General features: G+C 70.5%; 24 protein-coding genes and 1 pseudogene. 14 read left to right on the top strand and 11 right to left on the bottom strand.

Features of this window, described 5'->3' with window-relative positions:
- Nucleotides 1-78 precede the first annotated feature (78 nt).
- The 3 genes and pseudogenes from ACFYX0_RS22820 to ACFYX0_RS22810 form a co-directional block, all read left to right on the top strand.
- Nucleotides 79-843, top strand: coding sequence for an SDR family NAD(P)-dependent oxidoreductase (locus tag ACFYX0_RS22820; protein ID WP_388972671.1), 765 nt, complete (start codon nt 79-81; stop codon nt 841-843).
- Nucleotides 844-1039: 196 nt separating this feature from the next.
- On the top strand, nt 1040-1339 hold the full coding sequence (locus ACFYX0_RS22815) for a Dabb family protein (protein WP_388972669.1): 300 nt from the start codon (nt 1040-1042) through the stop codon (nt 1337-1339).
- Between the two features lie 616 nt (nt 1340-1955).
- Nucleotides 1956-2708: pseudogene (locus ACFYX0_RS22810) on the top strand (MsnO8 family LLM class oxidoreductase); the annotation flags it as partial.
- Nucleotides 2709-2763: 55 nt separating this feature from the next.
- Here the strand turns inward: ACFYX0_RS22810 and ACFYX0_RS22805 are convergent.
- Entirely contained in the window at nt 2764-3237 is a 474-nt protein-coding gene (locus tag ACFYX0_RS22805; protein WP_311700811.1) for a nuclear transport factor 2 family protein, read from the bottom strand.
- Between the two features lie 254 nt (nt 3238-3491).
- Here ACFYX0_RS22805 and ACFYX0_RS22800 point away from each other — a divergent pair, with 254 nt between their 5' ends.
- Entirely contained in the window at nt 3492-4337 is an 846-nt protein-coding gene (locus ACFYX0_RS22800) for an alpha/beta fold hydrolase (RefSeq protein WP_388972667.1), read from the top strand.
- An 85-nt stretch (nt 4338-4422) separates the two neighbouring features.
- Here ACFYX0_RS22800 and ACFYX0_RS22795 read toward each other — a convergent pair whose 3' ends face one another.
- From ACFYX0_RS22795 to ACFYX0_RS22770, 6 genes are all read right to left on the bottom strand, one after another.
- On the bottom strand, nt 4423-5922 hold the full coding sequence (locus tag ACFYX0_RS22795) for a metallophosphoesterase family protein (protein ID WP_388972665.1): 1500 nt from the start codon (nt 5920-5922) through the stop codon (nt 4423-4425).
- 167 nt (nt 5923-6089) lie between these two features.
- Complete coding sequence (locus tag ACFYX0_RS22790) at nt 6090-6914, bottom strand: lysophospholipid acyltransferase family protein (protein WP_388972761.1); 825 nt, start codon at nt 6912-6914, stop codon at nt 6090-6092.
- A 152-nt stretch (nt 6915-7066) separates the two neighbouring features.
- On the bottom strand, nt 7067-7837 hold the full coding sequence (locus ACFYX0_RS22785; RefSeq protein WP_388972663.1) for a GNAT family N-acetyltransferase: 771 nt from the start codon (nt 7835-7837) through the stop codon (nt 7067-7069).
- Nucleotides 7838-8330: 493 nt separating this feature from the next.
- Nucleotides 8331-9080: a succinate dehydrogenase/fumarate reductase iron-sulfur subunit gene (locus ACFYX0_RS22780; RefSeq protein ID WP_388972661.1), complete on the bottom strand. Its 750-nt coding sequence runs from the start codon at nt 9078-9080 to the stop codon at nt 8331-8333.
- Entirely contained in the window at nt 9077-11035 is a 1959-nt protein-coding gene (locus tag ACFYX0_RS22775) for a fumarate reductase/succinate dehydrogenase flavoprotein subunit (protein ID WP_388972660.1), read from the bottom strand. Before ACFYX0_RS22775 ends, ACFYX0_RS22780 begins: the two co-directional genes overlap by 4 nt.
- 1 nt (nt 11036) lies before the next feature.
- Complete coding sequence (locus tag ACFYX0_RS22770; protein ID WP_355920982.1) at nt 11037-11708, bottom strand: succinate dehydrogenase; 672 nt, start codon at nt 11706-11708, stop codon at nt 11037-11039.
- A 119-nt stretch (nt 11709-11827) separates the two neighbouring features.
- On the opposite strand from ACFYX0_RS22770, the gene ACFYX0_RS22765 reads away from it, so the two are divergent.
- Nucleotides 11828-12712: a LysR family transcriptional regulator gene (locus tag ACFYX0_RS22765; protein WP_388972658.1), complete on the top strand. Its 885-nt coding sequence runs from the start codon at nt 11828-11830 to the stop codon at nt 12710-12712.
- 77 nt (nt 12713-12789) lie between these two features.
- Here ACFYX0_RS22765 and ACFYX0_RS22760 read toward each other — a convergent pair whose 3' ends face one another.
- From ACFYX0_RS22760 to ACFYX0_RS22750, 3 genes are all read right to left on the bottom strand, one after another.
- The gene (locus tag ACFYX0_RS22760; RefSeq protein WP_388972656.1) at nt 12790-14937 is read right to left on the bottom strand and encodes a putative bifunctional diguanylate cyclase/phosphodiesterase; all 2148 of its coding nucleotides are present in this window, start codon (nt 14935-14937) and stop codon (nt 12790-12792) included.
- Nucleotides 14934-15746, bottom strand: coding sequence for an SAM-dependent methyltransferase (locus ACFYX0_RS22755; protein ID WP_388972655.1), 813 nt, complete (start codon nt 15744-15746; stop codon nt 14934-14936). Before ACFYX0_RS22755 ends, ACFYX0_RS22760 begins: the two co-directional genes overlap by 4 nt.
- 348 nt (nt 15747-16094) lie before the next feature.
- Nucleotides 16095-17039 (bottom strand): SCO0930 family lipoprotein, encoded by a 945-nt coding sequence (locus tag ACFYX0_RS22750; protein WP_388972653.1) that lies wholly within the window; start codon nt 17037-17039, stop codon nt 16095-16097.
- 344 nt (nt 17040-17383) lie between these two features.
- Between ACFYX0_RS22750 and ACFYX0_RS22745 the strand changes: the two genes are divergently transcribed.
- From ACFYX0_RS22745 to ACFYX0_RS22705, 9 genes are all read left to right on the top strand, one after another.
- Nucleotides 17384-17941, top strand: a complete 558-nt coding sequence (locus ACFYX0_RS22745) for a hypothetical protein (protein WP_388972652.1) — start codon at nt 17384-17386, stop codon at nt 17939-17941.
- Nucleotides 17942-17958: 17 nt separating this feature from the next.
- Nucleotides 17959-18723, top strand: a complete 765-nt coding sequence (locus ACFYX0_RS22740) for a hypothetical protein (protein WP_355920941.1) — start codon at nt 17959-17961, stop codon at nt 18721-18723.
- Nucleotides 18724-18963: 240 nt separating this feature from the next.
- Complete coding sequence (locus ACFYX0_RS22735) at nt 18964-19659, top strand: hypothetical protein (protein ID WP_388972650.1); 696 nt, start codon at nt 18964-18966, stop codon at nt 19657-19659.
- A 35-nt stretch (nt 19660-19694) separates the two neighbouring features.
- Nucleotides 19695-20339: a class F sortase gene (locus ACFYX0_RS22730; protein ID WP_388972648.1), complete on the top strand. Its 645-nt coding sequence runs from the start codon at nt 19695-19697 to the stop codon at nt 20337-20339.
- Nucleotides 20340-20437: 98 nt separating this feature from the next.
- The gene (locus tag ACFYX0_RS22725) at nt 20438-20899 is read left to right on the top strand and encodes a universal stress protein (RefSeq protein ID WP_311700981.1); all 462 of its coding nucleotides are present in this window, start codon (nt 20438-20440) and stop codon (nt 20897-20899) included.
- Between the two features lie 153 nt (nt 20900-21052).
- Nucleotides 21053-22477 carry an amino acid permease gene (locus tag ACFYX0_RS22720; RefSeq protein WP_388972646.1) on the top strand — a complete coding sequence of 475 codons (1425 nt, stop codon included), beginning with the start codon at nt 21053-21055 and terminating at the stop codon, nt 22475-22477.
- Nucleotides 22478-22574: 97 nt separating this feature from the next.
- Nucleotides 22575-23120: a sigma-70 family RNA polymerase sigma factor gene (locus ACFYX0_RS22715; protein ID WP_388972644.1), complete on the top strand. Its 546-nt coding sequence runs from the start codon at nt 22575-22577 to the stop codon at nt 23118-23120.
- A gap of 135 nt (nt 23121-23255) precedes the next feature.
- Entirely contained in the window at nt 23256-23768 is a 513-nt protein-coding gene (locus tag ACFYX0_RS22710) for a hypothetical protein (RefSeq protein ID WP_311700978.1), read from the top strand.
- 145 nt (nt 23769-23913) lie between these two features.
- Nucleotides 23914-24573: a zf-HC2 domain-containing protein gene (locus ACFYX0_RS22705; protein ID WP_388972642.1), complete on the top strand. Its 660-nt coding sequence runs from the start codon at nt 23914-23916 to the stop codon at nt 24571-24573.
- Nucleotides 24574-24583: 10 nt separating this feature from the next.
- Here the strand turns inward: ACFYX0_RS22705 and ACFYX0_RS22700 are convergent, their stop codons facing one another.
- The gene (locus ACFYX0_RS22700; RefSeq protein WP_388972641.1) at nt 24584-25444 is read right to left on the bottom strand and encodes an Fpg/Nei family DNA glycosylase; all 861 of its coding nucleotides are present in this window, start codon (nt 25442-25444) and stop codon (nt 24584-24586) included.
- Nucleotides 25445-25477: the final 33 nt, after the last annotated feature.

Below are 25477 nucleotides of genomic sequence, written 5' to 3'. Positions count from 1 at the left end.
AACCCAACTCCGCGCGCCCACAATCACGCTTCCCGGCACCTCCTGGCTTCTGCCGTGCCGGGCAACGAAAGGAAACACATGTCCAACCGTCTGCAGTCCAAGGTCGTCCTGGTCACCGGAGGTTCCTCTGGCATGGGCGCAGCCTTCGCAAAGCGCGCAGCGTCCGAGGGGGCAACGGTACTCATCGGGGCCCGCGACAAGGAGCGCGGCGAAGCGACTGCGGCAGCGATCACGGCCGAGGGCGGCACGGCCCTGTTCGTCCCGACAGACGTGACCGTCGAGGAAGAAGTCGCCCACCTGGTCGATGTCGCCGTCAAGGAGTTCGGAGGCCTCCACGGTGCCTTCAACAACGCCGGCGGCGGCAACAGCCAGGGAGCCCTCCGGGACATCGACGCCCCCTTCTGGGACAACGTGATCGCCCTCAACCTGACCAGCGTCTTCTACAGCCTCAAGCACGAGATTCCGGCGATCGTGGCCAGCGGCGGCGGCTCCATCGTCAACAACGCCTCCGTCGTCGGCGTCGTCGGTGACCCCGGAGCTCCGGCATACGCTGCGGCCAAGCACGGTGTCGTGGGCCTCACTCGCTCCACGGCGCTCGGCGCCGCCAAGGAAGGCGTGCGCGTCAACGCCCTGGTGACGGGGCTGGTGAACACCCCGCTGTGGCAGGGTTTCACCGCAAGCAACCCGGAGGCCGCGCACGCCCTTCTCAGCCAGCAGCCCACCGGCCGGGCCGCCGACGAGTCGGAGATCGCCGCATTCGCAGCCTTCCTGATCAGCGACGACAGCCCCTTCATCACCGGTGCTGCTCTCGCCATCGACGGCGCCCTGACCGCCGGCTACTGATCTGCCGCTGAACCTCTGGCGTCCCGGGCGGGGGCGTCGTCCCCGTACCGGCTGTGTACAAGGCACCGGTCGGTGGCGGCGCCTCCGCCTGTTCGACGGCATGGCTCCGCGTGGTGATCAGCACCGCAGTCGCGACCACATGACCAACCACAGACACCTTCGGCGGCATTTTTTACAGCACAGGAGAGGCGAGGTAATGGACCAGCCGCGCATTCACCACATGGTCGTTTTCAGCCTGCGGCATGAGGCGGGCTCGGAGCCGGCCGAGACATTCATGCGTGACGCAGAGCGTCAACTGACCAAGATCCCCACAGTGAAAGAATTTCGAGCATTCCGCCTGAGGCCGAACAATCCTCTGGACTACGGAATATCCATGGTGTTCGACAACGACGACGCCTACCAGGAGTACGCGGCGCACCCGCTGCACGAAGATTTCGAACTGCATCGCTGGCAGCAAGAGGCTACGCATGCTCTGGTGATCGATTACGAGAGTTGATGCAGATCACGATTTCCTGAGGGCTGCGATGATGTGACGCCGCCGCTCTCATCGAGGCCCGCGGGAGAGCGGCGGATACGGGGGCAAACACACCCAAAGATTTACACCTCGGGGCCACAGGTCACGCATGGCGTGACTGCCGTGAGCCGCGTCACCTCGGCAATCCGATGAAGTGAATGAGGATCGATCTCCTCAGATTGATGCCTGACCATCTCCCTTTGGTGACGGCAACTCGACACGCCATTCCAAGATTGGCATCGGCCGCCGCCTGCATTCCGTTCCTTAAGGAAGTAGGCCGCCGAGGTCAGCCACCTGCAGGTCCGCCCCGCCGCCGAGCCGCCGCCGAGCCAGCTCCACCACTCAGGGGGAGGCTCCCCCAGGCTGCATCCGTCAACTCACCCGACCCACCACAAGATCAATTATCAGACACGGCCTAGTGCTGTCTGAACCGTCCCATCGCCTCCGCGACGAGAGGCCAAGGGGCACGAATGGCCAACAGCCAAGATCGGTGGCGCAGTAGTGGCTGAAGCGGAGCGTAAAAGCGGGTGGGGCAGGCGCTCAGGCCAGCGACCGATCCCTTGCGTGGGATCCTGAACACATAGACCTGACAGGGAAGCTGCCCAATCACCGGCCGCTGGTCGTGGCCGAGCAGTTCGGCGTGCTGGAGGCTCTCTTCCCCGGCCGGATCGACATGGGCCTCGGCCGTTCCGTCGGGTTCACCGACGGGGTGCGCAGGGCACTGGGCCGGGACAAGGACGACGCCGACGACTTCGCCGGCCAGCTCGACGAACTTCTGCGCTGGTTCCGCGGCTCCTCCCCCACCGGCGTCCATGCGCGCCCCTCCGAGGGCCTGACCGTGCCGCCCTTCGTACTGGCCATGGGCGAGGGCGCGACGATCGCCGCACGGGCGGGGCTGCCCATGGTGATCGGGGACCTGCGGAACCGGGAGAAGATGCTCCGGGGAATCGAGCACTACCGGGAGACGTTCCGGCCCTCCCCCTGGGCGAGCGAGCCGTACGTCGTCGTCTCCGGCACGATCGCGGTCGCCGCCACACCCGAGGAGGCCCACCGCGTCCTGCTCCCGGAGGCGTGGTCGATGGCGTATGCGCGGACCCACGGCACCTTCCCGCCCCTGCCGCCCGCCGAGCGCGTGGAGTCCTTGACGATGACCGCCAAGGAGCGCGGCTTCTACGAGGCCGGGCTCGTCGGCCATATCGCGGGCACCGAGGAGCAGGTCGCCGACGAGCTGGAGAACCTGCTCAAGGAGACCGGGGCGCAGGAGGTGCTCGTCACCACGAGCACGTACGACCGTACGGCGCTCGTGGACTCGTACCGAAGGCTGGCCCGGGTCGCCGGACTCGGTGCCTGAGGCCGTCGTCTCCCCCGGCGTGGGCCGGGGGAGACGACGGCCCGCCGGCGCGTGGTCACAGGCCCAGGTCGCTGAGGCCGGGGTGGTTGTCGGGGCGCCGTCCGAGCGGCCAGTGGTACAGACGCTCCGACTGCGTGATGGGCAGGTCGTTGATGCACGCATAGCGCTTGCGCATCAGGCCGTTGTCGTCGAACTCCCAGTTCTCGTTGCCGTAGGACCGGAACCAGTTGTCCGAGTCGTCGTGGCACTCGTAGGCGAAGCGCACGGCGATGCGGTTGCCGTCGAAGGCCCACAGCTCCTTGATGAGGCGGTACTCCAGCTCCCGCCGCCATTTGCGGGTGAGGAAGGCGACGATCTCGTCGCGGCCGTCGACGAACTCCGCGCGGTTGCGCCAGCGGGAGTCGACCGTGTAGGCGAGGGCGACCTTCGCGGGGTCGCGGGAGTTCCAGCCGTCCTCCGCCTGCCGCACCTTCTCGACAGCGGTCTCCCGGGTGAAGGGCGGGAACGGAGGGCGTGGTTCGTCTGCCATGTCGTCTCCATCGGATGAGGGCGCCCAGCGGCGTCACCGGAGAACGCTCGTTCTCCGCTGACGCCCACCGTACGAGAACGATCATTCTCCCGCAAGAGCGTGCACCGGGCGCGCCCCCGACCGAGAGGCCGAGAGACCTCGACGGGCAGCAATCAAGTCGTGTGCGACTAAGTTGTGCACCACTTGATTGTGTGATCTACTAACGGACGTCGCAGAGGCACTGCCCCGCCCACTCACCCAAGGAAGCAGCAGTCATGAAGCACTTCACCCGCCGTTCCAAGCTCTACGCCGCCGCCCTGGCGTCCGTCGCCGGTCTGGCCACGGTGACCCTCGCGGCCACCGCAGGTGCCGCTCCCGCGACCGCCTCGGCCGACAGCACCGCGCACAAGAAGCCGACCGTGGTCCTCGTCCACGGCGCCTTCGCCGACGCCTCCAGCTGGAACGGCGTCATCAAGCGCCTCGAGCACGACGGCTATCCGGTGGTCGCCCCCGCCAACCCGCTGCGCGGACTGAACAGCGACTCCGCCTATCTGGCCGCACTGCTCAAGAGCGTCAAGGGCCCGGTCTTCCTGGTCGGTCACTCCTACGGCGGCGCCGTCATCAGCCAGGCCGCCGACCACGACCCGAACGTGAAGGCGCTCGTCTACATCGCCGCCTTCTCACCGGCCAAGGGCGAGAGCGCCTCCGAGCTGGCCGGCAAGTTCCCCGGCAGCACGCTCGGCGCCACCCTGAACAAGGTCCCCTTCCCGCTGGAGGGCGGCGGCACGGGCACCGACCTGTACATCGACCCCGCCAAGTTCCACGACCAGTTCGCCGCCGACGTACCGCGCGCCACGGCGGCCCTCATGGCTGCCACCCAGCGCCCCATAGCCGCCTCCGCCCTCGACGAGAAGGCCACCGAGGCCGCCTGGAAGACGATCCCCTCCTGGGACCTCATCACCACCCAGGACAAGAACATCCCGGCCGCCGCCCAGCGCTTCATGGCGAAGCGCGCCCACTCCCACAGCGTCGAGATCAAGGCCTCGCACGCCGTGTCCGTCTCGCACCCCGGTGCGGTCACCGACCTGGTGGAAGAGGCGTCCGCCGCAACCGTGCGCTGACCCCCTCGGCGGCGCGCCCGCGCCGGCCGCGACGGCAGGAGGCCCCCCTCGTGTGCGAGGGGGGCCTCCTGCCGTCGCGGGGGCGTCACACCAGAGGGATGGTCACCTCGTCCTCGACGGGCGGGTCGAGTTCCTGGCGCAGATTGCCGGTCGCCGCGAAGCAGCGCAGCCGGACCGCCTCGGAGGTGACGTCCAGACGCAGGAAGTTCTTGAAGAACGGCGGGCTGTAGGTGGCCGAACTCGGCGAGAAGAGCCGGGTGTAGACCTTGCGCACCGGCAGCCGGACCCGCGAGGTGCGGTCGGGGCGGCCCCCGGCACCGAGCAGGGAGGCCACGAGGCGGGTGCGCAGGGTGACCCGGGTGGATGCGCCGGGGGCGCGGGTCGGGTCGATGCCGAGGCGCTCGGCCATCACGGCGGTCGCCTCCGCCTCGGTGAGCGTGAACAGGCGCCGCAGCAGCAGTCTGCGCCCGTAGAGCCGGCTGTAGAAGGCGAGGGAGTCGCCGCGCAGCGGGTAGCAGCGGAAGTCCCGCTCGGTGACGTTCGCCACCGACACACGCGGGATGGTGTGGGTGGCGTGCATGAAGGCACCGCCGCCGCCGGAGACCACGTACTGGATGGTGCGGCCGTGCACATCCACCGGATAGCGCTGGTAGTTGTGGATGTCACCACCGATCGCGGCGACGTAGTGGTGGTCCGGGTCGCGGACCACGTCGTCGACCGTGCCGCCGCCCTCGATGGGGCAGGGGTGGTGCTCGCCGTCCACGTAGAGCGGAGAGCCGGTGACGAGGATCTTGGGGCGGGGGCCTCGCGAGACCTCGCGCAGCCAGCTGCCCTGTTCGGCGTCGAGGGTGCCCAGCAGGCCGGTGTCGATGCCGACGATACGGACGGGGCCGGCGTCGATCGCCCAGTACGGCCCGGGCAGGCCGGCCTGCTGAGCGGGGGCCGAGCGCAACGTCCGCGCCTCGGCCAGACGTTGTTCGTCCGGGGCGCCCGGCCGGTGCCACAGCAGGGAGCGCAGCCAGGCACGGCTCGGCGGGCGCGGCGCGGGCTCCGGTGCGGGCGGCCGGGCGTCGCAGAAGACGCGCATGAACCCGTGCAGGTCCTCGTACCAGTCGTGGTTGCCGGGTATGGCGTAGATGGGCGCCTGGTAGTCCTGGTAGGGGCGGAAGAACTTGGTGCCGTAGTCGGCGGTGGCCCCGACGGGATAGATGACATCGCTGGCCAGCACGGCGAAGCTGGTGTCCTGGCTCATCCTCAGAAAGCCTGGCACCACGGCGTACTGGGGCGCGTCGCCCTCGCCGGTGTCCCCGATGACCATGAAGGAGAAGCGGTCCGGATCGTCGCGCCGGATCACCTTGTCGACTGGTGCGCCCGCCGCCTCCTGCTGCTGCGCCCAGCGCGTGCGGGTACGTCCGGTGGGGTCGCCGAACCAGGAGGCGAGCACCCCGTTGCGGGCCACCCAGAGGGTCTTCGGGTTGAGCCAGGAGAGCTTCTCGACCTGACGCGGCATCAACTCTTGGTAGCTGCCGCGTTCTGCGGCTCCCCAGCCGGCGCCCTCGGCCGTATCGCGTGAAGATTCGGACATCGCAGAACCGTAGCAATGATCTCTACGGCGAGAAGAAGGAGAGGTGAGGGAAGTGGGTGAGTCCGGGTGTCCGGCCGCCGTCGGGCGGGACGACGGCGGCCGGACCCATGGGATCATGTCCGCTCTGCACGCCATGTCCCTTGCAGGGACGCAGAGGTGACGAGGCGTCAGACACGGACGAGAAGGTCCGTGTGTTCGTCGCCCGGGAGGTCCAGGGACCCTTGGGCGGCCAGGGCTAGGGCACGGCGGTCGGTACCGGTGTCCGTGAGGAGCACCGGTTCCACCCGGACCTCCGCGACGAGCCGGTGTGCCGACAGCACGCGCCACAGGCACGACAGCAGGGAGTCGCTGCCCACGAACGCGGGCGCGGTGCTCACCGGTCCGCCGTCGTGCCGGTAGTGGAGCCGCACCGGCTGGACCGGGACGCCCGCGTCCAGCGCCGCCTGGAAGGCCGCCCGCCGGAAGTACCCCTGCGACCGGCCGCACCAGGTGCTGCCCTCGGGGAAGACCACGACCGCCGATCCGGCGCGCAGACCACTCGCGATCCTGGCGACCGTGTCGGGCAGCGCCCGCAGCCGGTCACGGTCGATGAAGAGCGCACCGCTGCGGGCCGTCAGCACACCGGCCACCGGCCACTGCCTGATCTCCGTCTTGGCGAGCATCCGGCCGGGACGGACGGCGGCGAGCAGCGGGATGTCCAGCCATGAGATGTGGTTCGCGACCATCAGCAGACCGCCGTGGGACGGAGCGGCCCCGGTGATCCGCACCCGGACCCCGGCGGCGCGGACCACCGTCCGGCACCAGGCCCTGATCATCCGCTCGCGGACCGGGACGGGCAGCCGGCACACCAGCGGGGAGAGGACGGTCCCCGCGACCACCACGGTCAACAGGGCCATGAGCCGCAGGACGGCGCGCGGTGCGGCGGCCGCCGAGATCGTGGCGTCGACGCAGGAGCGCGGGGAGCAGGGAGCGCTGGGCAGCCAGGCGCTCACGGGAGCGGCAGCCGAGGGCTTCGCCTCGGTGCCCTGCGGCCCTGGTGCCGGTGTGCTCGCACCGGGGCTCACGGGTGCCGGAGTCCCGCGTCGAGGGCGCAGCCCCAGCGCGGGACCGTACACGGCCTGCGTACCGGTCCTGAACATGGTCGTCACGCCGGCACGAGCGAGAGGAAGTGCCGCAGATAGCGCGCGTTGACCCGGCGCATCGACAGCAGGACATAGAGGTCGGCGACGCCGAAGTCCGGGTCGTGCGCGGGCTCCCCGCAGACCCAGGCGCCGAGCCGCAGATAGCCGCGCAGCAGCGGGGGCAGCTCGGCGTGCCCGGCCGGGGCCGGGGTCTCCGGGCGCCAGGGCAGCAGCGGACGTACGCGGTACTCCTCGGGGGCCATGTACTTGGCCTGGACCCGCTCCCAGGTGCCCGCGGCGAGCGCGCCGCCGTCGGCGAGCGGCAGGGAGCAGCAGCCGGCCAGCCACTCGTGGCCGCCGTCGATCATGTAGCGGGCTATCCCCGCCCAGATCAGTCCGATGACGGTGCCGTCGCGGTGGTCGGGGTGGACGCAGGAGCGGCCGACCTCGACGAGCCCGGAGCGGATCCCGGCCAGCGGGTCGAGGTCGAACTCGCCCTCCGAGTACAGCCGCCCGGCGATCGCGGCCCGCTCGGGCGGCAGCAGCCGGTAGGTGCCGACGACCTGGCCGGTCTCGGTGTCACGGACGAGCAGGTGGTCGCAGTACGCGTCGAAGGCGTCGACGTCCAGGCCGGGCTGTGGGGTGGACAGGAGGGCGCCCATCTCCCCGGCGAAGACGTCGTGGCGCAGCCGCTGGGCGTCCCGGACGTCGGCCTCGTCACGGGCGAGGGTGACGGTGTAGCGGGTCGGTGCCACGGGCGGTGGGGGGCTGGCGAGGGTGGTAACGCCGGTCATGGCTCTCTCCTGGTCACGGGCCGGTTCGGCGGGGCGGCTGCAGACCGGGGCTGTGCGGTCTGTGCGCTCCTGTTCTTCCGATGCCGGTTGGCCTGCGCGTGACCGCTGCCAGGAGGGCGGATGTGGGAATGTTGAATGCCAGGGGTGGCCGGTGACGCGGGGCGGCCGAACCGGCGGGTTCGAAGGGCTCGCGAGGGCGCTGGCGGGACCGGGGTTGAGCACCACGCCCGGTCCCGCCCGTCCGCACCCTGCCGGCGAACGGCGTGCGGCCGGCGCCGCCCGTCCCAAGCGGCGCCGGCCCGTCCTGGTAGCGGCGCCCTAGGTCCTGTCGTCAGACTCGCGTCGTCGCCCGGAGGGCGGCCTTGCGGCGTCAGGTGCGTGCTCTCGGCGTGCCGGGCGGAAGCCCTCGTACCGGATGTACGTGGGGTTTCGCCCGGTGCGGCGAGAGTGCGTGCATGGCGTCGCGGGGCAGGCGGGAGTTTGACGACAGGGCCTAGCGGCGGCCCGCCTTGCGGGTGGCTCGCAGCCACTCCTTGTTCATGTTGGTGATGGAGACCAGCGGGATGCCCTTGGGGCAGGCTGTGGCGCACTCGCCGGTGAGGGTGCAGCCGCCGAAGCCCTCCTCGTCCATCTGCGCCACCATGTCCAGCACCCGGGTCTCGCGCTCGGGCGCGCCCTGCGGCAGCACATTGAGGTGGTTGATCTTCGCCGAGGTGAACAGCATGGCCGCGCCGTTCGGGCAGGCCGCCACGCACGCCCCGCAGCCGATGCACTCGGCGTGCTCGAACGCGAAGTCCGCGTCCGCCTTGGGGACGGGTGTCGCGTGGGCCTCGGGCGCGGATCCGGTCGGGGCCGTGATGTAGCCGCCCGCCTGGATGATCCGGTCGAAGGCCGTGCGGTCGACGACCAGATCCTTGATCACCGGGAAGGCGGAGGCCCGCCACGGCTCGATGTCGATCGTGTCGCCGTCCTTGAAGGACCGCATGTGCAGCTGGCAGGTGGTGGTGCGCTCCGGGCCGTGCGCGTCGCCGTTGATGACGAGCGAGCACGCCCCGCAGATGCCCTCGCGGCAGTCGTGGTCGAAGGCGACCGGGTCCTCGCCCTTGAGGATGAGCTGCTCGTTGAGGGTGTCCAGCATCTCCAGGAAGGACATGTCGGACGAGATGCCGTCCACCTCGTAGGTGGACATGCTGCCTTCTGCGTCGGCGTTCTTCTGCCGCCAGACGCGCAGGGTGAGCTTCATGCGTAGCTCCGCTGGGTGGGGTGGACGTACTCGAAGACCAGGTCTTCCTTGTGCAGGGTGGGCGCCTCGCCGGTGCCGGTGAACTCCCAGGCGGCCGCATAGGCGAACTCGTCGTCCCGGCGGGCGGCCTCGCCGTCCGGGGTCTGGGACTCCTCGCGGAAGTGTCCGCCGCAGGACTCGCTGCGGTGCAGCGCGTCGAGGCACATCAGCTCGGCGAGTTCCAGGTAGTCGACGATGCGGTTGGCCTTCTCCAGCGACTGGTTGAACTCCTCGCCCGTGCCGGGGACCTTGATGCGCCGCCAGAACTCCTCGCGGATCTGCGGGATGCGCTCCAGCGCCTTGCGCAGGCCCGTGTCCGTACGCGCCATGCCGCAGAACTCCCACATGAGCTCACCGAGTTCACGGTGGAAGGAGTCGGGGGTCCGGTCGCCGTCCACGGACAGCAGCAGGTTGACCCGGTCCTCGGTCTCGGCCAGCACCTCCTGGACGGCGGGGTGGTCGACGGTCACCTGGTCCTGGTGCGGGTTGCGGGCCAGATAGTCGTTGATCGTCGACGGCAGGACGAAGTAGCCGTCGGCGAGGCCCTGCATCAGCGCGGAGGCGCCGAGGCGGTTGGCTCCGTGGTCGGAGAAGTTGGCCTCGCCGACCGCGAACAGACCCGGGATCGTGGTCTGCAGGTCGTAGTCGACCCACAGACCGCCCATCGTGTAGTGCACGGCGGGGTAGATCCGCATCGGCACCTCGTACGGGTTCTCCGCGGTGATCCGCTCGTACATGTCGAAGAGGTTGCCGTACTTCTCCTCGACCTTCTTCCGGCCCATGCGCTCGATCGCGTCGGCGAAGTCGAGGTAGACGCCCTGGCCGCCGGGGCCGACGCCGCGGCCCTCGTCGCACACGTTCTTGGCGGCGCGGGAGGCGATGTCACGGGGGACCAGGTTGCCGAAGGAGGGGTAGATGCGCTCCAGGTAGTAGTCGCGCTCGTCCTCAGGGATCTGGTTCGGCGGACGGTTGTCGCCCTTGGCCTTCGGCACCCAGATCCGGCCGTCGTTGCGCAGCGACTCGCTCATCAGGGTGAGCTTGGACTGGTGGTCGCCGGTGCGCGGGATGCAGGTGGGGTGGATCTGGGTGAAGCAGGGGTTGGCGAAGTAGGCGCCGCGCCGGTGCGCCCGCCAGACGGCGGTCGCGTTGGAGTTCATGGCGTTGGTCGACAGATAGAAGACGTTGCCGTAGCCGCCGGAGGCGAGGACGACGGCGTCCGCGAAGTACGTGTCGACCTTTCCGGTGATGAGGTCGCGGGCGACGATGCCGCGGGCCCGCCCGTCGACGACGATCAGGTCGAGCATCTCGGTGCGCGGATGCAACTCCACGTTACCGGCGGCGATCTGCCGGGAGAGCGCCTGGTAGGCACCGAGCAGCAACTGCTGGCCCGTCTGGCCGCGGGCGTAGAAGGTTCGGGAGACCTGGACGCCGCCGAAGGAGCGGGTGTCGAGCAGGCCGCCGTACTCGCGGGCGAACGGTACGCCCTGCGCCACGCACTGGTCGATGATCTCGACCGAGATCTGGGCGAGGCGGTGGACGTTGGACTCGCGGGCCCGGAAGTCGCCGCCCTTGACGGTGTCGTAGAAGAGGCGGTGGATCGAGTCGCCGTCGTTGCGGTAGTTCTTCGCGGCGTTGATACCGCCCTGCGCGGCGATGGAGTGGGCGCGGCGCGGGGAGTCCTGGTAGCAGAACTGGACGACGTGGTAGCCCTGTTCGGCGAGGGTGGCGCCCGCGGAGCCGCCCGCGAGGCCGGTGCCGACGACGATGATCGTGTGCTTGCGCCGGTTGGCCGGGTTGACCAGCTTCGCCTCGAAACGGCGGGTGTCCCAGCGCTCGTTGATCGGGCCCTTCGGCGCCTTGGTGTCGACGACCGGTTCGCCGGTCGTGTAGTCGGTGTATGCGGCGGAGGCAGTCATGTCAGCTCACCACTCCGGTCATGACGCCCACGGGGACGGCGATGAAGCCGGCCGTGAGCAGCAGCGCAAGGACATTGGCAATGGTCTTCAGGGCGCGGTCGCGGGTGCGGCTGCCGACGCCGAGGGTCTGGGCGGCGCTCCAGAAGCCGTGCCGGATGTGCAGGCCGAGAGCGAGCATCGCGACGATGTAGATGACGTCGCCCCACCATGTGGAGAAGGTGTCGACGACGTTCTGGTAGGGGTGGCCCTCCTGGAAGCCGCCCGAGTGCACGGTGCCGGTGGTCAGGTCGAGGAGGTGCCAGACGAGGAACAGGCCGAGGATGATGCCGCCCCAGCGCATGGTGCGGGTGGCGTAGCTCGCCCGCGGCCTGGGGTGGACGTACTTGCTCGGGCGCGCCTTGATGTCACGGCGGCTGAGCTGGTATGCGGAGACGGCGTGGGCGACGACGGCGACGATCAGCGCGACGCGAATCAGCCAGAGCGTCCACCCGTAGTGCATGAACGGTTCGCCGACGGTGCGCAGCCAGTGGGCGTAGTGGTTGAACTCGCCCGCCCCGAAGTAGATCTTCAGGTTGCCGATCATGTGGGCGACGAGGTACAGCAGCATGATCAGGCCGCTGACCGCCATGACTGTCTTCTTGCCGACGGTCGAGTCCCACACAGTGCGGGCCATGGACGGCCGTCGGTCCGTCCGCGTTGCCAGAGCCATGGCAGGAACGCTAGGGCCGAAGGTCCCCATCGGTCCAAGACATGGCCCGCCTTGATTCGATAGGCCAGGCCTATCCTGGCTGTATGCAGTTCCAGCAGCTCCAGTACTTCATCGCAGTCGCCGAGACCCGGCACTTCACGCGGGCCGCCGATCTGGTCCATGTCGCCCAGCCGTCGCTGTCCCAGCAGATCAAGGCGCTGGAGCGGGAGCTGGGGGCGGATCTCTTCCTGCGGGCGCGCGGCAACATCACGCTCACCGACGCGGGCGAGGCGCTGCTGCCGCTGGCCCGCCGGATCCTCGCCGACGCTGACACCGCCCGTCACGAGGTGCAGGAGCTGGTGCAGCTGCGCCGGGGCCGGGTGCGCCTGGGCGCGACGCCGAGTGTGTGCACGGGTCTGCTGCCGGGCGTGCTGCACGCCTTCCACGACCGCTATCCCGGTGTCCGGCTGCTGATCGAGGAGGGCGGCTCCCACGATCTCGTACGGGAGCTGGCGCGCGGCGCCCTCGACCTGGCACTGGTGGTGCTCCCGCTGCCCACCCCCTCGCCCGCGCTGACCACGGTGGAGCTGCTGCGCGAGGACCTGGTGGTGGTGTCCTCACCGGACGCCCCGAGGCCCGGTGGCGGCCGCCGCACGGTCCGCATCCCGGACCTGGAGGGCGAGCGCCTGGTCATGTTCCGCCATGGCTACGACCTGCGGGAACTGACCGTGGCCGCCTGCCGCGCCGCGGGTTTCGAGCCGGACTTCGCGGTGGAGGGCGGCGAGATGGACGCGGTGCTCGGCTTCGTCCGGGCCGGGCTCGGGGTGGCGGTCGTGCCGCGCATGGTCGCCGTGGGGTCCGGGCGCGGGCTGCGGGTCACCCCGCTGGCCCGGCCCGGACTCCACCGGACGATCGCGCTGGCCCACCGCAGCGATGTGGCGCCGCCGCGGGCGGCGCGGGAGCTTCAGCGGATGCTGCTGGAGCGCTGAGCGGGCCGTCCGCTCAGCTCCTACCGCCCGCCCGCGCGGCTCCCGCCGCCCGCATCGCCTTTACGGCCGTGGAGGGTTCAGCCCCTCGCGTCCGCCAGCGCCAGTTCGTGCAGCCGCTCCGGCGGGCCGGGACGGGCGTAGTACCAGCCCTGGGCCGTGTCGCAGCCGAGGATCCGCAGCTGCTCGGCCTGGGCGCCGGTCTCCACGCCCTCGACCGTGACCGCGAGGTTCAGGCTGTGGGCGAGCGAGACGATCCCCTCGACGATCTTCAGATCGACGGGGTCCGCCGGGCACTGCTGCATGCTCTGGGTGAAGGAGCGGTCCAGCTTCAGGACCCGTACCGGGAGCCGGCGCAGGTTGGCGAGGTTGGAGTACCCGGTGCCGAAGTCGTCGAGGGCGATGTCCACCCCCATCTCCGCCAGGCAGCGCAGGGGTTTGAGCAGGTCGTCGTCCGCCCCGATGAGCGCCGATTCCGTGACCTCCAGGCAGAGCGCGTCCGGTTCCAGACCGGCCTGCTCCAGGATGTCCACGGTGTCGGAGACCAGCCCCGGATGGGCGAGCTGGCACGGCGACAGATTGACGTTGATCCGCAGCGGGCCCTTCGCGTCGTGCGTCTGCTGCCACGCCCGGGCCTGCCGCACGGACTCCTGGAGGACCCACCGGCCGAGCGGCACGATCAGCCCGGTCCGCTCGGCGAGCGGGATGAAGCGGTCGGGGCCGAGCACACCGTGCTGCGGATGCAGCCAGCGCACCAGCGCCTCGGCGCCGTGCACGGTGCCGTCGCCGAGATGGACCAGCGGCTGGTACTCGATGAAGAACTCGCCCCGGTCCAGAGCGGTGGGCAGCGCCGTGGTCAGCCCGTGCCGGGTGATGGCGCGGGCGTCGGCCTCGGGGTCGGCGAGTTCGAAGCGGTTGCCGCCCGCCGACTTGGCCCGGTACATGGTGATGTCCGCGCTGCGCAGCACCTCCGCGGAGCCCCGCTCCTCCGCGGGCCCCTCGACGACGCCGATGCTGCCGCGCACGGTCAGCTCACGCCCGTCGACACTGATCGGAGTGACCAGCGCGTTCATGATCCGCCCGACGAGTTCGTCGACCCCGCGCTCGGTGTCCGGCCCGGTGGTCAGCGCCACGAACTCGTCGCCGCCGAGCCGCGCCACCATCTCGCCCGGCGCGGTGGCACACGCCTGGAGCCGGTCGGCGACCTCGACGAGCAACCGGTCGCCGGCCGCGTGCCCGAGGCTGTCGTTGATCGCCTTGAAACCGTCGAGGTCGAGGTAGCACAGGCCGAACCGCTGCCCCTCGCCCGCGCCGAGCGCCTTCTCCAGGCGCTCGAAGAACAGGGTGCGGTTGGGCAGACCGGTGAGCGCGTCGTGGGTGGCTTCGTAGCGCAGCCGCAGATTCAGCAGGCGCCGCTCGGTGGTGTCCTCCATCAGCGCGAGCTGGTACTGCGGGGTGCCGTCCGCGTCCCGCAGCAGGGACACCGTCAGATTGGTCCACAGGACCGTGCCGTCGGGCCGGTAGAAGGCCTTTTCGACGTGGTAGTGGTCGCGCTCGCCGCGGACCAGTTCGTCGTACAGCCGCCACACCTGCGGCGCGTCGTCCGGGTGGGTCCACTCGGCGACGTTGCGTCCGCGCACCAGGTGCTCGGAACCGCCGAACATGCGCAACAGCGCGCCGTTGACCTCCAGGACGTTGCCGTCCAGGTCGGCGATCCCGATTCCTATGGCCGCGCCCTCGAACACCGCGCGGAAGCGGGCCTCACTGGAGTGGAGCGCCTGCGCCACCACGCCCTGGGCGGTGAGGGCGGCCTGCGCGATGACCTCCTGCTCGGCGAGCGTGCGCTCCTTCAGGGCCGCCGCGAAACCGGCGGCGATCGCGTGCTGCAACCGGGCGGACCGGGTCCGCAGGGCTTCCTGCACCTCGGGGGAGGCGTCGGGATCGCCGCAGTAGAGCACCAGATAGGCGTCGACGCAGTCGAGCGTGCGGCTGAGGGCCTCCGGGTCCGTGCAGTGCGCCTCCATGAGCGCCGCGCCGATCGCCTTGGCCGTGGGCGCGTCGAACGCCCGGGCCAGCAGCGCGTCGCACAGCCGCCGGGCCAGGGGCAGCAGTTGGTCCTCGAACTCCGGCCGGGTCAGCGAGGTCGAGGTCACCGGGTAGACGGCCCGGCTCCAGATCGTCGCGAACCGGCGCAGTCTGTCCTCCGGTCCGCCCGGTTCCCCGCTCACGCGGCGCGCCCCACGCCGGCGAATCCGGAGAAGGCATAAGGATCCTCGTCCTCGGGTGCCGTGTCGGGCCGCCACGTCGGCATCGGCACCAATCCGGGTTCCACCATGTCGTACCCCTCGAAGAACCGCGCGATCTCCTCGCGCGAGCGCATGATCAGCGGATTGCGGATGTTCTTGTACACGTCGACCGTGCCCTCTGCGCGTTCCTGCGGCAGCGGGATTCCCTCGTACGAGGCATGCGTGAGGATGAGCAGGCTGCCCGGCGCGAGGGCGTCGCGCAGCTCGGCCACCGCACCGTACGGGTCGTCCGTGTCCTCCACGAAGTGCAGTATGGCAACGAGGAGCAGGGCGACCGGCCGGTTCAGGTCGATCAGTCGCTCCACCTGAGGGTTCGACAGTATCTCGCGGGGCTTGCGGAGATCGGCGGCGACGACGTCCGCGTCGTCGTTCGCCCGGAGCACGGCCTCGCTGTGCGCGACGGCGACCGGGTCGTGGTCGACGTACACCACACGGGCGCCCGGGTGCGCGCCCTGGGCCACCTCGTGGACGTTGCCGAAGGTCGGGATGCCCGAGCCGATGTCGAGGAACTGGGTGACGCCCTCCGCCACGGCGAAGCGTACGGCGCGACGCATGAACGCCCGGTTCGCCTGCATGATCTTGGGGAGTCCCGGCATGAACTCCAGCGCCCTGCGCGCCGCCTCGCGGTCGACCTCGAAGTTGTGCGAACCGCCCAGGTAGAAGTCGTACATGCGGGACACGCTCGGCACGGAGATGTCGATGCTCCGTGGCGCCCAGGCAGGACGCTCCATGTAGTTCTCCAAGGCGTAGACGACGGCGGGGGGCGATCCGGTGTTTCGAGCAGAGGCTACTGATCGTGTGCCAACGGAGCGAGCAAAAACGGAAATTGACCGTCCGTTCCCGGTCACTGCCGGTGGCACGTGCCGTCGATATCGAGCACTCCCGGACCCGCCTCCGCGCGGGGGGCGCACGCCGCCCCGCGCCTACGACAAAGGGGCCCGCCCCCTCCGTGCGGTGGAGAGGGGGCGGACCTGGTCGTGCGCGTCTGTGTCCCGTTGTTCCGGCTTGGGTCTCTCACTCCCTTCCGCGGTCTGAGCTGACTGGGGCGAGGCGATCGATCGCCCCTGGGGAGGTGATCTCTACTTGGACGCGCCGACCGGCTTTCCGTCGGGCGAGACGGCGTACCACGTGCCGCCCACACCCTGACCGTTGGTCTCTCCGGGGGCCTTGTCACCCGAGAAGGTGTAGATGGGCCAGCAGTTGACGGTCATCTGCTTGGCGCCGTCGGGGCGGGTGAAGCCCATGAGGCCCTTCTTCTTGACGCCCTTGGTGTCGTCCGCCGCCACCGGCGCGACGACGGGCCACTTCTCCAGGCAGGCACCGGTGCAGTTGGACACCGGCTCGGGCCACGCCTTGTCCTTCAGGAAGCGGTAGACCGTCATGCCGTTCTTGTCGACGACGATCGGGCCGAGCTTGGCGTCGTTGCGGACCGACAGGCCGGGCAGGTCGGAGACCGCGGCCTTCTTGCCGGTGGGCGCGGTCGCGAACCAGGTGCCCTTCACGCCCTCGCCGTTGATGTCACCGGCCTTGGTGTCCTTGGCGAAGCGGTACATCGGCCAGCCGGCGATGGTCAGCTGCTTGGTGCCGTCGGCCCGGGTGACCTCGCCGACCAGGGACTTGTCGATGCCGGAGGCCACGGACGCGCCCTCGGCGGGAACGGGCGGCCACGTCTTGGCGCAGTCGCCGTCACAGGAGGACTTCGGCGGTTCGGCCGTGTCCTGGTCGAAGCGGTAAAGGGTGAAGCCCGCGCTGTCGGTGACGATCTTGCCGAGCTTCGCGTTGTCGGCGACGGTCAGCGCACCCGCGGACTGGCCGTTCGCGGAGGCGCTCGGGGCCGCGGTGGAGTCGGCGCCGTAGCCGTTCCCGGGGGTGGTGGAGATGGAACCCAGGCCGCCCGGAGCAGCCGTCGCCCCCACGTTCTGGCTGCCCGTCGACTGGGTGCTTTCCTGACCGCACGCCGTCGTGAGCGCCAGCACGGCCGTAGCTGTCGCCACGAGGGAGGCGCTCCGCCAGGATGTCTTCATTCTCAACTCCAGCTGTCCGCTTGGGTGTTGCAGCGTCCTCTGAGCGCCGCGTATGGCCATAGGTACGGACGGGAGCGCTCGATGCGTTCAAGCGAGCCGCAAAATTCTTTCGGGAATCCATGACGCTTCTCGGCCATCTGCCGGCAGTCGTCGTACGGCCTCGTACAAAGGTGCTGAACTCGCTCCGGTCCGGGCGCCGTTGCCGAAACTCCCCGAAGCGGGATCTCCTCCCTTCGGGCCAATTCGCCCTCGCCCGGGCGTGCCCGGAGACGGACCGGCCCATGATCTCCGTCGTGCATCGACCCGAACGGACCCGGTCCGCCCTCGTCAGAGGGGCATTGGCCGTGGTGACAGTGGCGTGGACCCTCGTGGGCGCGGCCGCCCACACGGCGCCGGCCGACGCGTGCGCGTACGCCTCGACGGGCCCGGACGGCACGGCGGCGGTGGCGGTCGCGGGCGGCGGCCACCGGACCTTCCCCAGGCTCTTCGAGCCGGGGGCGCTCCCACCGCTGCCGTGTCAGCCCCCGAGCCCCACGCCCGCTCCCACGCCTACGCCCACCCCCACCCCCACGCCCGAGCCCACACCGCCTCCCCCGCCGCCGCCCAAGCCCGCTCCGCCGCCTCCACCGCGGCCCGTGCCGCCGCCACCGCCCCCGCACACGGAGGCGCCGCGCCCCCGTCCGGCCCCGGTCCTCGCTCCCCCGCCCGTTCCCGAGCCGGCCCCGACGCCCCCGCCCCCGCCCCGCCCGAGTCCGCGCCCCTCGGCGCCCCCGGTGCACTACCCGGCGTACCACGCGGTGTCCCACCCGCGGCCGCCGCACGACGGTCCGTCGCCGCTCGTCTTCACCCTGCTCATCGCCGCACCCGCGGTGTTCGCCATCGCCGCGCTGCGGCCGCGCTGACCCCCTGGAGGGACCTCTTGTCGGAATGGCTTGTTCTCACCCTCGCGATGGCGGCCGCCTGTGCCGTCGTGATCGTGGTGACCCTGGTACGGCAGCGCACGGCCGCCGTGGACGAGGATCCGTCCGAGACCCCCGATGTGATCGAGTACATGACGATGTGGATCGGGGTGGTCTACGCCATCGTGCTGGGTCTGGCCATCGCGGGCGTCTGGGAGGCCCGCAACGCCGCCCATGACCACGTCCAGGCCGAGGCCCAGGCACTGCACGAGATCTCGGAGCGGGTCCGGGTCTATCCGCCCGACGTCCGCGACCGCATCCGAGCGGACGTCAACGTCTATGTCGGCCAGGTCGTCGGACCCGAGTGGAAGGCCATGGTCCACCAGGCCAAGGTGACCGCGCGCGGCGAGGACCTCCTCCAGCGGATCCGCCAGGACGTCACCGACTACAAGCCGCGGTCGGACTTCGAGGCGCAGGCCTACCAGCCCCTCGTCGACCAGGTCACCGCGGCCGACACGGCACGGACCGCACGCGCCGACTCCACCGGCTCCACCATGCCGCCGGTGGTGTGGTTCGGACTGATCGCCGGGGCGGTGATCACCATCGGGATGGTGTTCGCGCTGCAGATCCGGCGAACACCCCGCGAACTGGTCCTGGCCGGACTCTTCTCCGCGCTGATCGCCTTCCTGCTCTTTCTGATCTGGGACTTCGACGCCCCCTACACCCGGGGCATCACGGCCTCCTCGGAACCCTTCCTGGCCCTGTTCCCTCATCTGCACGGGTGACGGACCCGCATCAGCACCCGCCGGGGCGGCGGGGACGCAGCCACGCGCTTCCGTCCCCGCCGCCCCGGTCGTCGTCCCCCGGCCTGTGAGACCGTCACCCGGCCCACAGGCTTGCCCCATTCGCACGACTCCAATCGCGCCCCGACATCATCTTTCCTAGCGTTTCGATCACCGGGGTGCATTTCAGGCGCAAGCGGAAGAGGTCCGCAGCACGGCTCCTCGGGGACCTGGAGGCTCACCATGCGCGCGATACGCGTCGCTTCGGTCGCACTGCTGGGCGTCACCGCCCTGGCCTGCACCGCGCCGGGATCCGTCGCCGGAGGGGGCGGCAACTACAACTCGTTCGGCTACGACCTGCAGCCCACGAGAATAGGCCCCGGTGAACGCGTCAACCTTCCCATACGGGGCTGTCAGGACAACGCCACGGTGTTCTCCGACGCCTTCGACACGGTCACCATCCCCAAGGGCCGGTCGGCTGCGACGGCCACCATCAACAAGAACGCCCGGCCCGGTGCCGACTACGACGTCACGTTCCAGTGCGGCCACCAGTCCGGACACAAGCGGCTCGCCATCGCGGCCGGGAGCAAGAACGAGCGCCGTGACTCCGGTGGGGGCGGAGGCGGCGGGGGCAACGGGGGCGGCTTCTTCGGCGGGGGCGGAAACGGCGGCGGGTACGGGGGCGGCGACTACGGGGGCGGCGGCGGGGGCGGCTTCTTCGGCGGGGGTGGGAACGGAGGCGGCGGTAACGGGGGCGGCTGGGGCGGCGGGGGTGGAGGCGGCGGGGGGTCCTACGGACAGCACGGGGTACGGGCCGGGGCCGGCGGCAGCATCGGCGGCTTCGACCCGAAGGAGATCGGGGTCGGCGCGGCGCTCATCACGGGTGCGCTCGGCACCGCCTGGTATCTGTCCCGCCGTCGTACCGCCCGGGACCAGTAGGGCGCGGTGACGGCCGCATCGAGAGGTGACGGAGCATGTCCGAGCCGGAGCGACGTAAAAAGCGCGCCCCCTGGGGGGTGATCGCCCTCGTCCTGCTGACGGGCCTCGCCTGTGTCCGGCACGGTTCGGGAGAGTTCGCCGTGGGCCCACCCCAGCCCGCCTCGGCGGTGGCCCCCGACTCCCCCGGCGGTGCCAGCCCCGGCTACACGGGGCCCGACGCCCTGCCCTACTCCGCGGCCGTCCGCGTCGACATCCCGTCGCTCCACGTCGACGCCCCCGTCATCCCGGTCGCCGTGGACACCTCCGGCTGGGTGGACGCGCCGCCGCCCGACAACCCGGACCTCGCGGGCTGGTTCACCGGCTCGCCCACGCCCGGCGAGAAGGGCACCTCCGTGATCGTGGGCCACGTCGACAACAGCCAGGGGCCGGCCGTCTTCTACGGACTGGGCACGCTGAAGAAGGACGACCGCGTCGAGGTCCGGCGCGTGGACGGCAAGACCGCCGTGTTCGAGGTGTACGGCGTCGAGGTCTTCAGCAAGGCGAACTTCCCCGGGGACCGGGTCTACGGCAGCAAGGGGATCCCGGAGTTGCGCGTCATCACCTGCGGAGGAGCCTTCTCCGAGGAGAACGGGTACGCGGGCAACGTGGTGGTCTTCGCCCGGCTGGCCGCGGTGCGCTGACCGCCGCGCCGCGGCCTGCGTACGGCCGGTTTCCGGCGGCGTGCATTCGTCCGATGCCCGACCGGTTCCGGACCAGCAGATTCCGATAGCCTCACAGAGTGACGGAACAGCACGCGCAAGGGTTCGAGCGGGGCACGGACGGACCCAAGGTCATCGTCGTCGGCGTGGACGGCTCCGACTCCTCGCTCCGGGCGGCGGCGTACGCCGGGGGTCTGGCACGGCGGCAGCGTGCGCTGCTCGCGATCGTGTACGTGCAGCCCGTGATGGCGGCGGGGGCGGCGTTCGGGGTACCGGTGGCCGAGACGACGGACAAGATCGCGGAGGACGTCGTCACCTACATCCGTGAGGCCACCGAGCGGGTGAAGGGCATATTCGAGGTGCGCTGGGAGTTCCACACCTTCCGCGGTGACCCCTACAACGGCCTGGTGAAGGCGGCCGACGAACTCAAGGCGGACGCGGTCGTGGTCGGCGCGTCCGAGCAGGCCGGCCACCGGATCATCGGCTCGGTGGCGATCCGGCTGGTGAAGGCGGGGCGCTGGCCGGTCACCGTCGTGCCGTAGGAGCGTCGCTCCCGGACGTCGCACGATCCACCGGTGGACGGCAGTAGGCCACCCGGCCCTCGCGGCGCCGTGCACGCGGTCTTCCGTCCCCGTCGGCCCTGCGCCATCATGATCCGCGGTCAGTCGTTTGCCGCCCGCGAAGAGGTGAGGCTCATGGCCAGGCTCAGGATGGGCGAGGGGATTCTCCGCCGCAAACCCATCGAGCACATCGAGGAGACGGAGGCCCGCGAGGGCACCGGGCTGGAGCGCTCGCTCGGCCTGTGGCAGCTCACCGCTATCGGCGTCGGCGGGATCATCGGCGCCGGCATCTTCACCCTCGCCGGCACGGTCGCGAACGGCACGGCAGGGCCCGCGGTCCTCGTGTCCTTCCTGATCGCCGGCGTGGCGAGCGCGGCCGCGGCGCTGTCCTACGCCGAGTTCGCGGGGCTCATCCCGAAGGCGGGCTCGGCGTACACCTACGGCTACGCGGTGCTCGGCGAGTACGCCGGCTGGTTCATCGGCTGGGACCTGCTGCTGGAGTACACGGCGATCGTGGCCGTGGTCGCCATCGGCATCTCCGGCTACTTCGGCTTCCTGGTCGGCGAGACGGGAGCGCATCTGCCGGCCTGGATGCTGGGCGCGCCCGGTACGGGGGCCGGGCACCGTGTCGATCTGTTCGCCGTCGTGCTGTGCCTGCTGATCGCCTATCTGCTGAACCTCGGCATCCGCAACGCCGCCCGCTTCGAGACGTTCGTGGTGGCCCTGAAGGTCCTCGTCGTCCTGCTGGTGATCGGCGTCGGCGTGTTCCACATCGACAGTGCCCACTACCACCCGTTCTTCCCCTACGGCGTCGGCGGCGCGTTCACCGGTGCGGCCACCGTCTTCTTCGCGGTGTTCGGCTACGACGCCATGTCGACCGCGGCCGAGGAGTCCAAGGACGCGCAGCGCCATATGCCGAAGGCGATCATCTACTCGCTGGCGATCTCCATGGTGCTGTACGTGGCGGCCTGTCTCGTCCTCACGGGCATGCAGAGCTACCGGGACATCGACAAGGAGAGCGGCTTCGCCAGCGCGTTCAAGGCGGCCGGCCTGAGCGGTCTCGCCGACGTGATCGCGGTCGGCGCGATCATCGGCATCCTCACCGTGATGTTCACGTTCATGCTCGGGGTCACGCGGGTGTGGTTCTCGATGTCCCGGGACGGACTGCTGCCACGCTGGTTCGCGAAGACGCATCCGACCCGCCATGTGCCGACCCGCGTGACCTGGATCGTCGGAATCGCGTCGGCCGTCATCGCCGGATTCCTGCCGATCGGGGAGGCGGCCGAACTCACCAACATCGGGATCCTGTTGGCGTTCGTGGTGGTGTGCACGGCGGTCATCGTGCTGCGCTATCGGCGGCCGGATCTGCCGCGCACCTTCCGCACCCCGTGGATGCCGTTCGTACCGTCCCTCGGGGTGGTCTTCTCGATCTGGCTGATCACGTTTCTGCAGTGGCAGACCTGGGTGCGGTTCGCGGTGTGGTTCGTGATCGGGCAGGCCGTCTACTTCGGGTACTCGTACCGGCGCTCGGCGCTGGCACGGGCGAGCGGCCCCTCCTGACCGCTCGCCGGACCGTTCACCGACGAACAGCGACCGTCCACCGCACGGTGCGGCGCGGGCCCTGTCCCGGGGGCACGGACCGCGTTGCCATACGGCCATGACGGCCGGAATCAGCACTCCCCCCGGGACGACCGCCGAGCACGAGCTGGCCGCACTGCAGCGCGAGCACGGGCGGCCCCTCTTCGCGCTGCTGCTCAGGCTCTGCGACGGCGACCGGCAGCGCGCCGAGGATCTGTTGCAGGAGACGTTCGTACGCGCCTGGCAACACCCCGAAGCGCTGCGCGCGCATGAATTCGACTCCGTGCGCCCCTGGCTGCTGACCGTCGGCCGGCGTCTCGCCATCGACGCGCGGCGGGCCCGCCAGGCGCGTCCCGCCGAGGTCGGGGACGGCGTGCCGGAGGGCGCGCGTGTGGTCGCCGACCACGCGGAGCGGTCCGCCGCGACGCTCGATGTGCGGGAGGCTGTGAAGACACTCACTCCCGAGCACCGGGAAGTTCTGGTGCAGGTGTATTTTCGCGGGGCGAGTGTGGCGGAGGCCGCCCGGACCCTGGGAATTCCGCCCGGTACGGTGAAGTCCCGCGCGTACTACGCGCTACGCGCTCTGCGCAGAGTTCTTCCGGGATACGCGGCCGACCTGCGGTGAAACCGAAGGCCGGGTCAAACCTCCGTAAAGCGCCTTGCTGCGGACCATGGTTGAGCAATCAGCTTGCTTCATCCGTGTTCCGAACCGGGGCCCGGGATCGGGCGACGCGCACGTACCGGAGGAAGGCAGGAAGGGATGCTGCACAGAGGCCAAGAGAGCACGGACGGCACCGGCGGCGGTGACCTGGCCGTCCCGATGGCGTGGCTCTACGCCGAGTACATCGCGGACGAACTGCTGCGCACCGGCGATCTCATGCCGCCCACGTCCTTCGAGTTCCGTGCCGGGCGCGACGCCCTGGCACTGACCATCTTCCTGTCCGACACCGGCGGCGAACTGCCCGGCATCCGGGTCGTCTCCCAGATGGAGACCTGGCTTTCGCTGACGGCGTACGACCAGCCGTGGGAGGACTGGGTGCGCGCGCGGATGGCGCAGCTGGCCGCCGAGGCGGCCCGGTCGGGCGGCCCGGCACCGGATCTGGACCTCGCCTCCGCGGCCTGGCGCTGGCTGGAGGAGACCGAGCTGCTCGCCCCTGACCTGGACGCGGTGCCCGGTTCCCTGGTGAGCGGTGAGGACGACGGACCCCAGGTCTGGACGCCCGCCTGGCAGCTCGGACTTCCCCTGGGACATCTCGCCATCCATCTTTTTTGAACTTCGGACCAATCCGCGGGGCCGACGGCTCCGAATGTCTTGGCCGCGATTCGGTAACGGCCTTGAGTGATTCGGGCGCCTGGTCCGTACCGGTGGGCAACAAAGGCACCATCCCCCACCCCACTCACCGGCATGAGGATTTGGTATGAGGTCCCTGGAAAGCCATCGCGACGTCGGCGCCTACGCGCTCGGCGTGCTGGACGAGGCGGAAGCCTTCCGCTTCGAGGACCACCTCATGGAATGCCCTAGTTGTACAGCGCATGTGACCGAGTTCGGGCCCGCCGCACGGCAGTTGATGCTGTACCGGCGGGCGACCCCGCGGTCGGTCCACCCGTTCGCGGCTCCCGGGCCGCGGATGCTGGAGCGGCTGTTGGAGGAGGTGTCGACCAAGCACCGCACCCGGCGCAAGCGCTGGCTGTACGCGCTCGCGGCGTCCGTGGTGTTCGCGGTCGGCGGGGCCTCGGTGGCGATGCTGGCCGGCCAGCAGGGCTCGTCCGCGGTCGCCGCGGCCATGACCGCGACCGACCCGGACACGGGGGTGTGGGCGAAGATCGACACGCAGGACCGGGACTGGGGCAGCCAGATCGCGGTGACGGTCAAGGACAAGTCCGGGCCGCACCCCTGCCGGCTCGTCGCGGTCGGCAAGGACGGCACGGAGCAGACGGTGACGAGCTGGATGGTGCCCTCGGACGACGGCGCGGCGACCACCGTGCAGGGCGGCGCGGCCCTCACCGCGGGGCAGATCGACCACTTCGAGGTGCGGACCGAGGACGGGAAGCACCTGGTCACGCTGAAGTCCCAGTGACCGCCGGCGGCTACTTGAGCAGTCGCGACATCCTGCGGTCCGCGAGCGGCTTCCCGCCGGTCTGGCACGTCGGGCAGTACTGCAGCGAGGAGTCGCTGAAGGACACCTCGCGGATGGTGTCGCCGCACACCGGGCAGGGTTCTCCGGCGCGGCCGTGGACCCTGAGGCCGCTCTTCTTCTCCGCCTTCAGACGCCCGGCCGCCAGACCGCGGGAGCGCTCGACCGCCTCCGTGAGCGTGGAGCGCAGCGCCTCGTACAGACGTCGGATCTCCTCGGGCGACAGCGACGACGCCAGTTTGAACGGGGACATCCCGGCCGCGTGCAGGATCTCGTCGCTGTAGGCGTTGCCGACGCCCGCGATCAGGCTCTGGTCGCGCAGCGCGCCCTTGATCTGCCGGCGCTCGCCCGTCAGAAGCCGTGCGAGATGCTCCTCGTCGAAGTCGTCGGCCAGCGGATCCGGCCCCAGCCGGGCCACTCCCGGTACCTCCTGGGGATCCCGGACGACGTACACCGCGAGCCGCTTCTGGGTGCCGGCCTCCGTCAGGTCGAAGCCCGCGCCCGTCTCCAGCGCGACCCGCAGGGCGAGCGGGCCCTTGCCGGGGCGGGGCGGTCCGTCGGGCAGGCGGTCGCGCCACTGGAGCCAGCCCGCGCGGGCCAGATGCGTGACGAGGTGCAGGCCGTCGGCCCGTAGGTCCAGGAACTTGCCGTAGCGGCGCACGCCCGTGATCTCGTGGCCCTCGACGGCGGTGACGGGCGGGTCGTACGTCTTCAGGACACTGATCGCGACGGGCAGCACCCGGACGACCTCGTGGCCGACGGCATGGTCGGTCAGGAAGTCCTTCAGGGCCTCGACCTCGGGCAGTTCCGGCATGTGTCCAGGGTGCCACCGGCCACCGAAGTCGTG

The organism is Streptomyces sp. NPDC002573, assembly GCF_042889625.1.
In the GTDB taxonomy this organism is placed as follows: Bacteria; Actinomycetota; Actinomycetes; order Streptomycetales; family Streptomycetaceae; genus Streptomyces; species Streptomyces gibsoniae.
The sequence above is the reverse complement of the archived record's forward strand: the minus strand, read 5'-3'. Positions and strand labels throughout refer to the sequence as shown.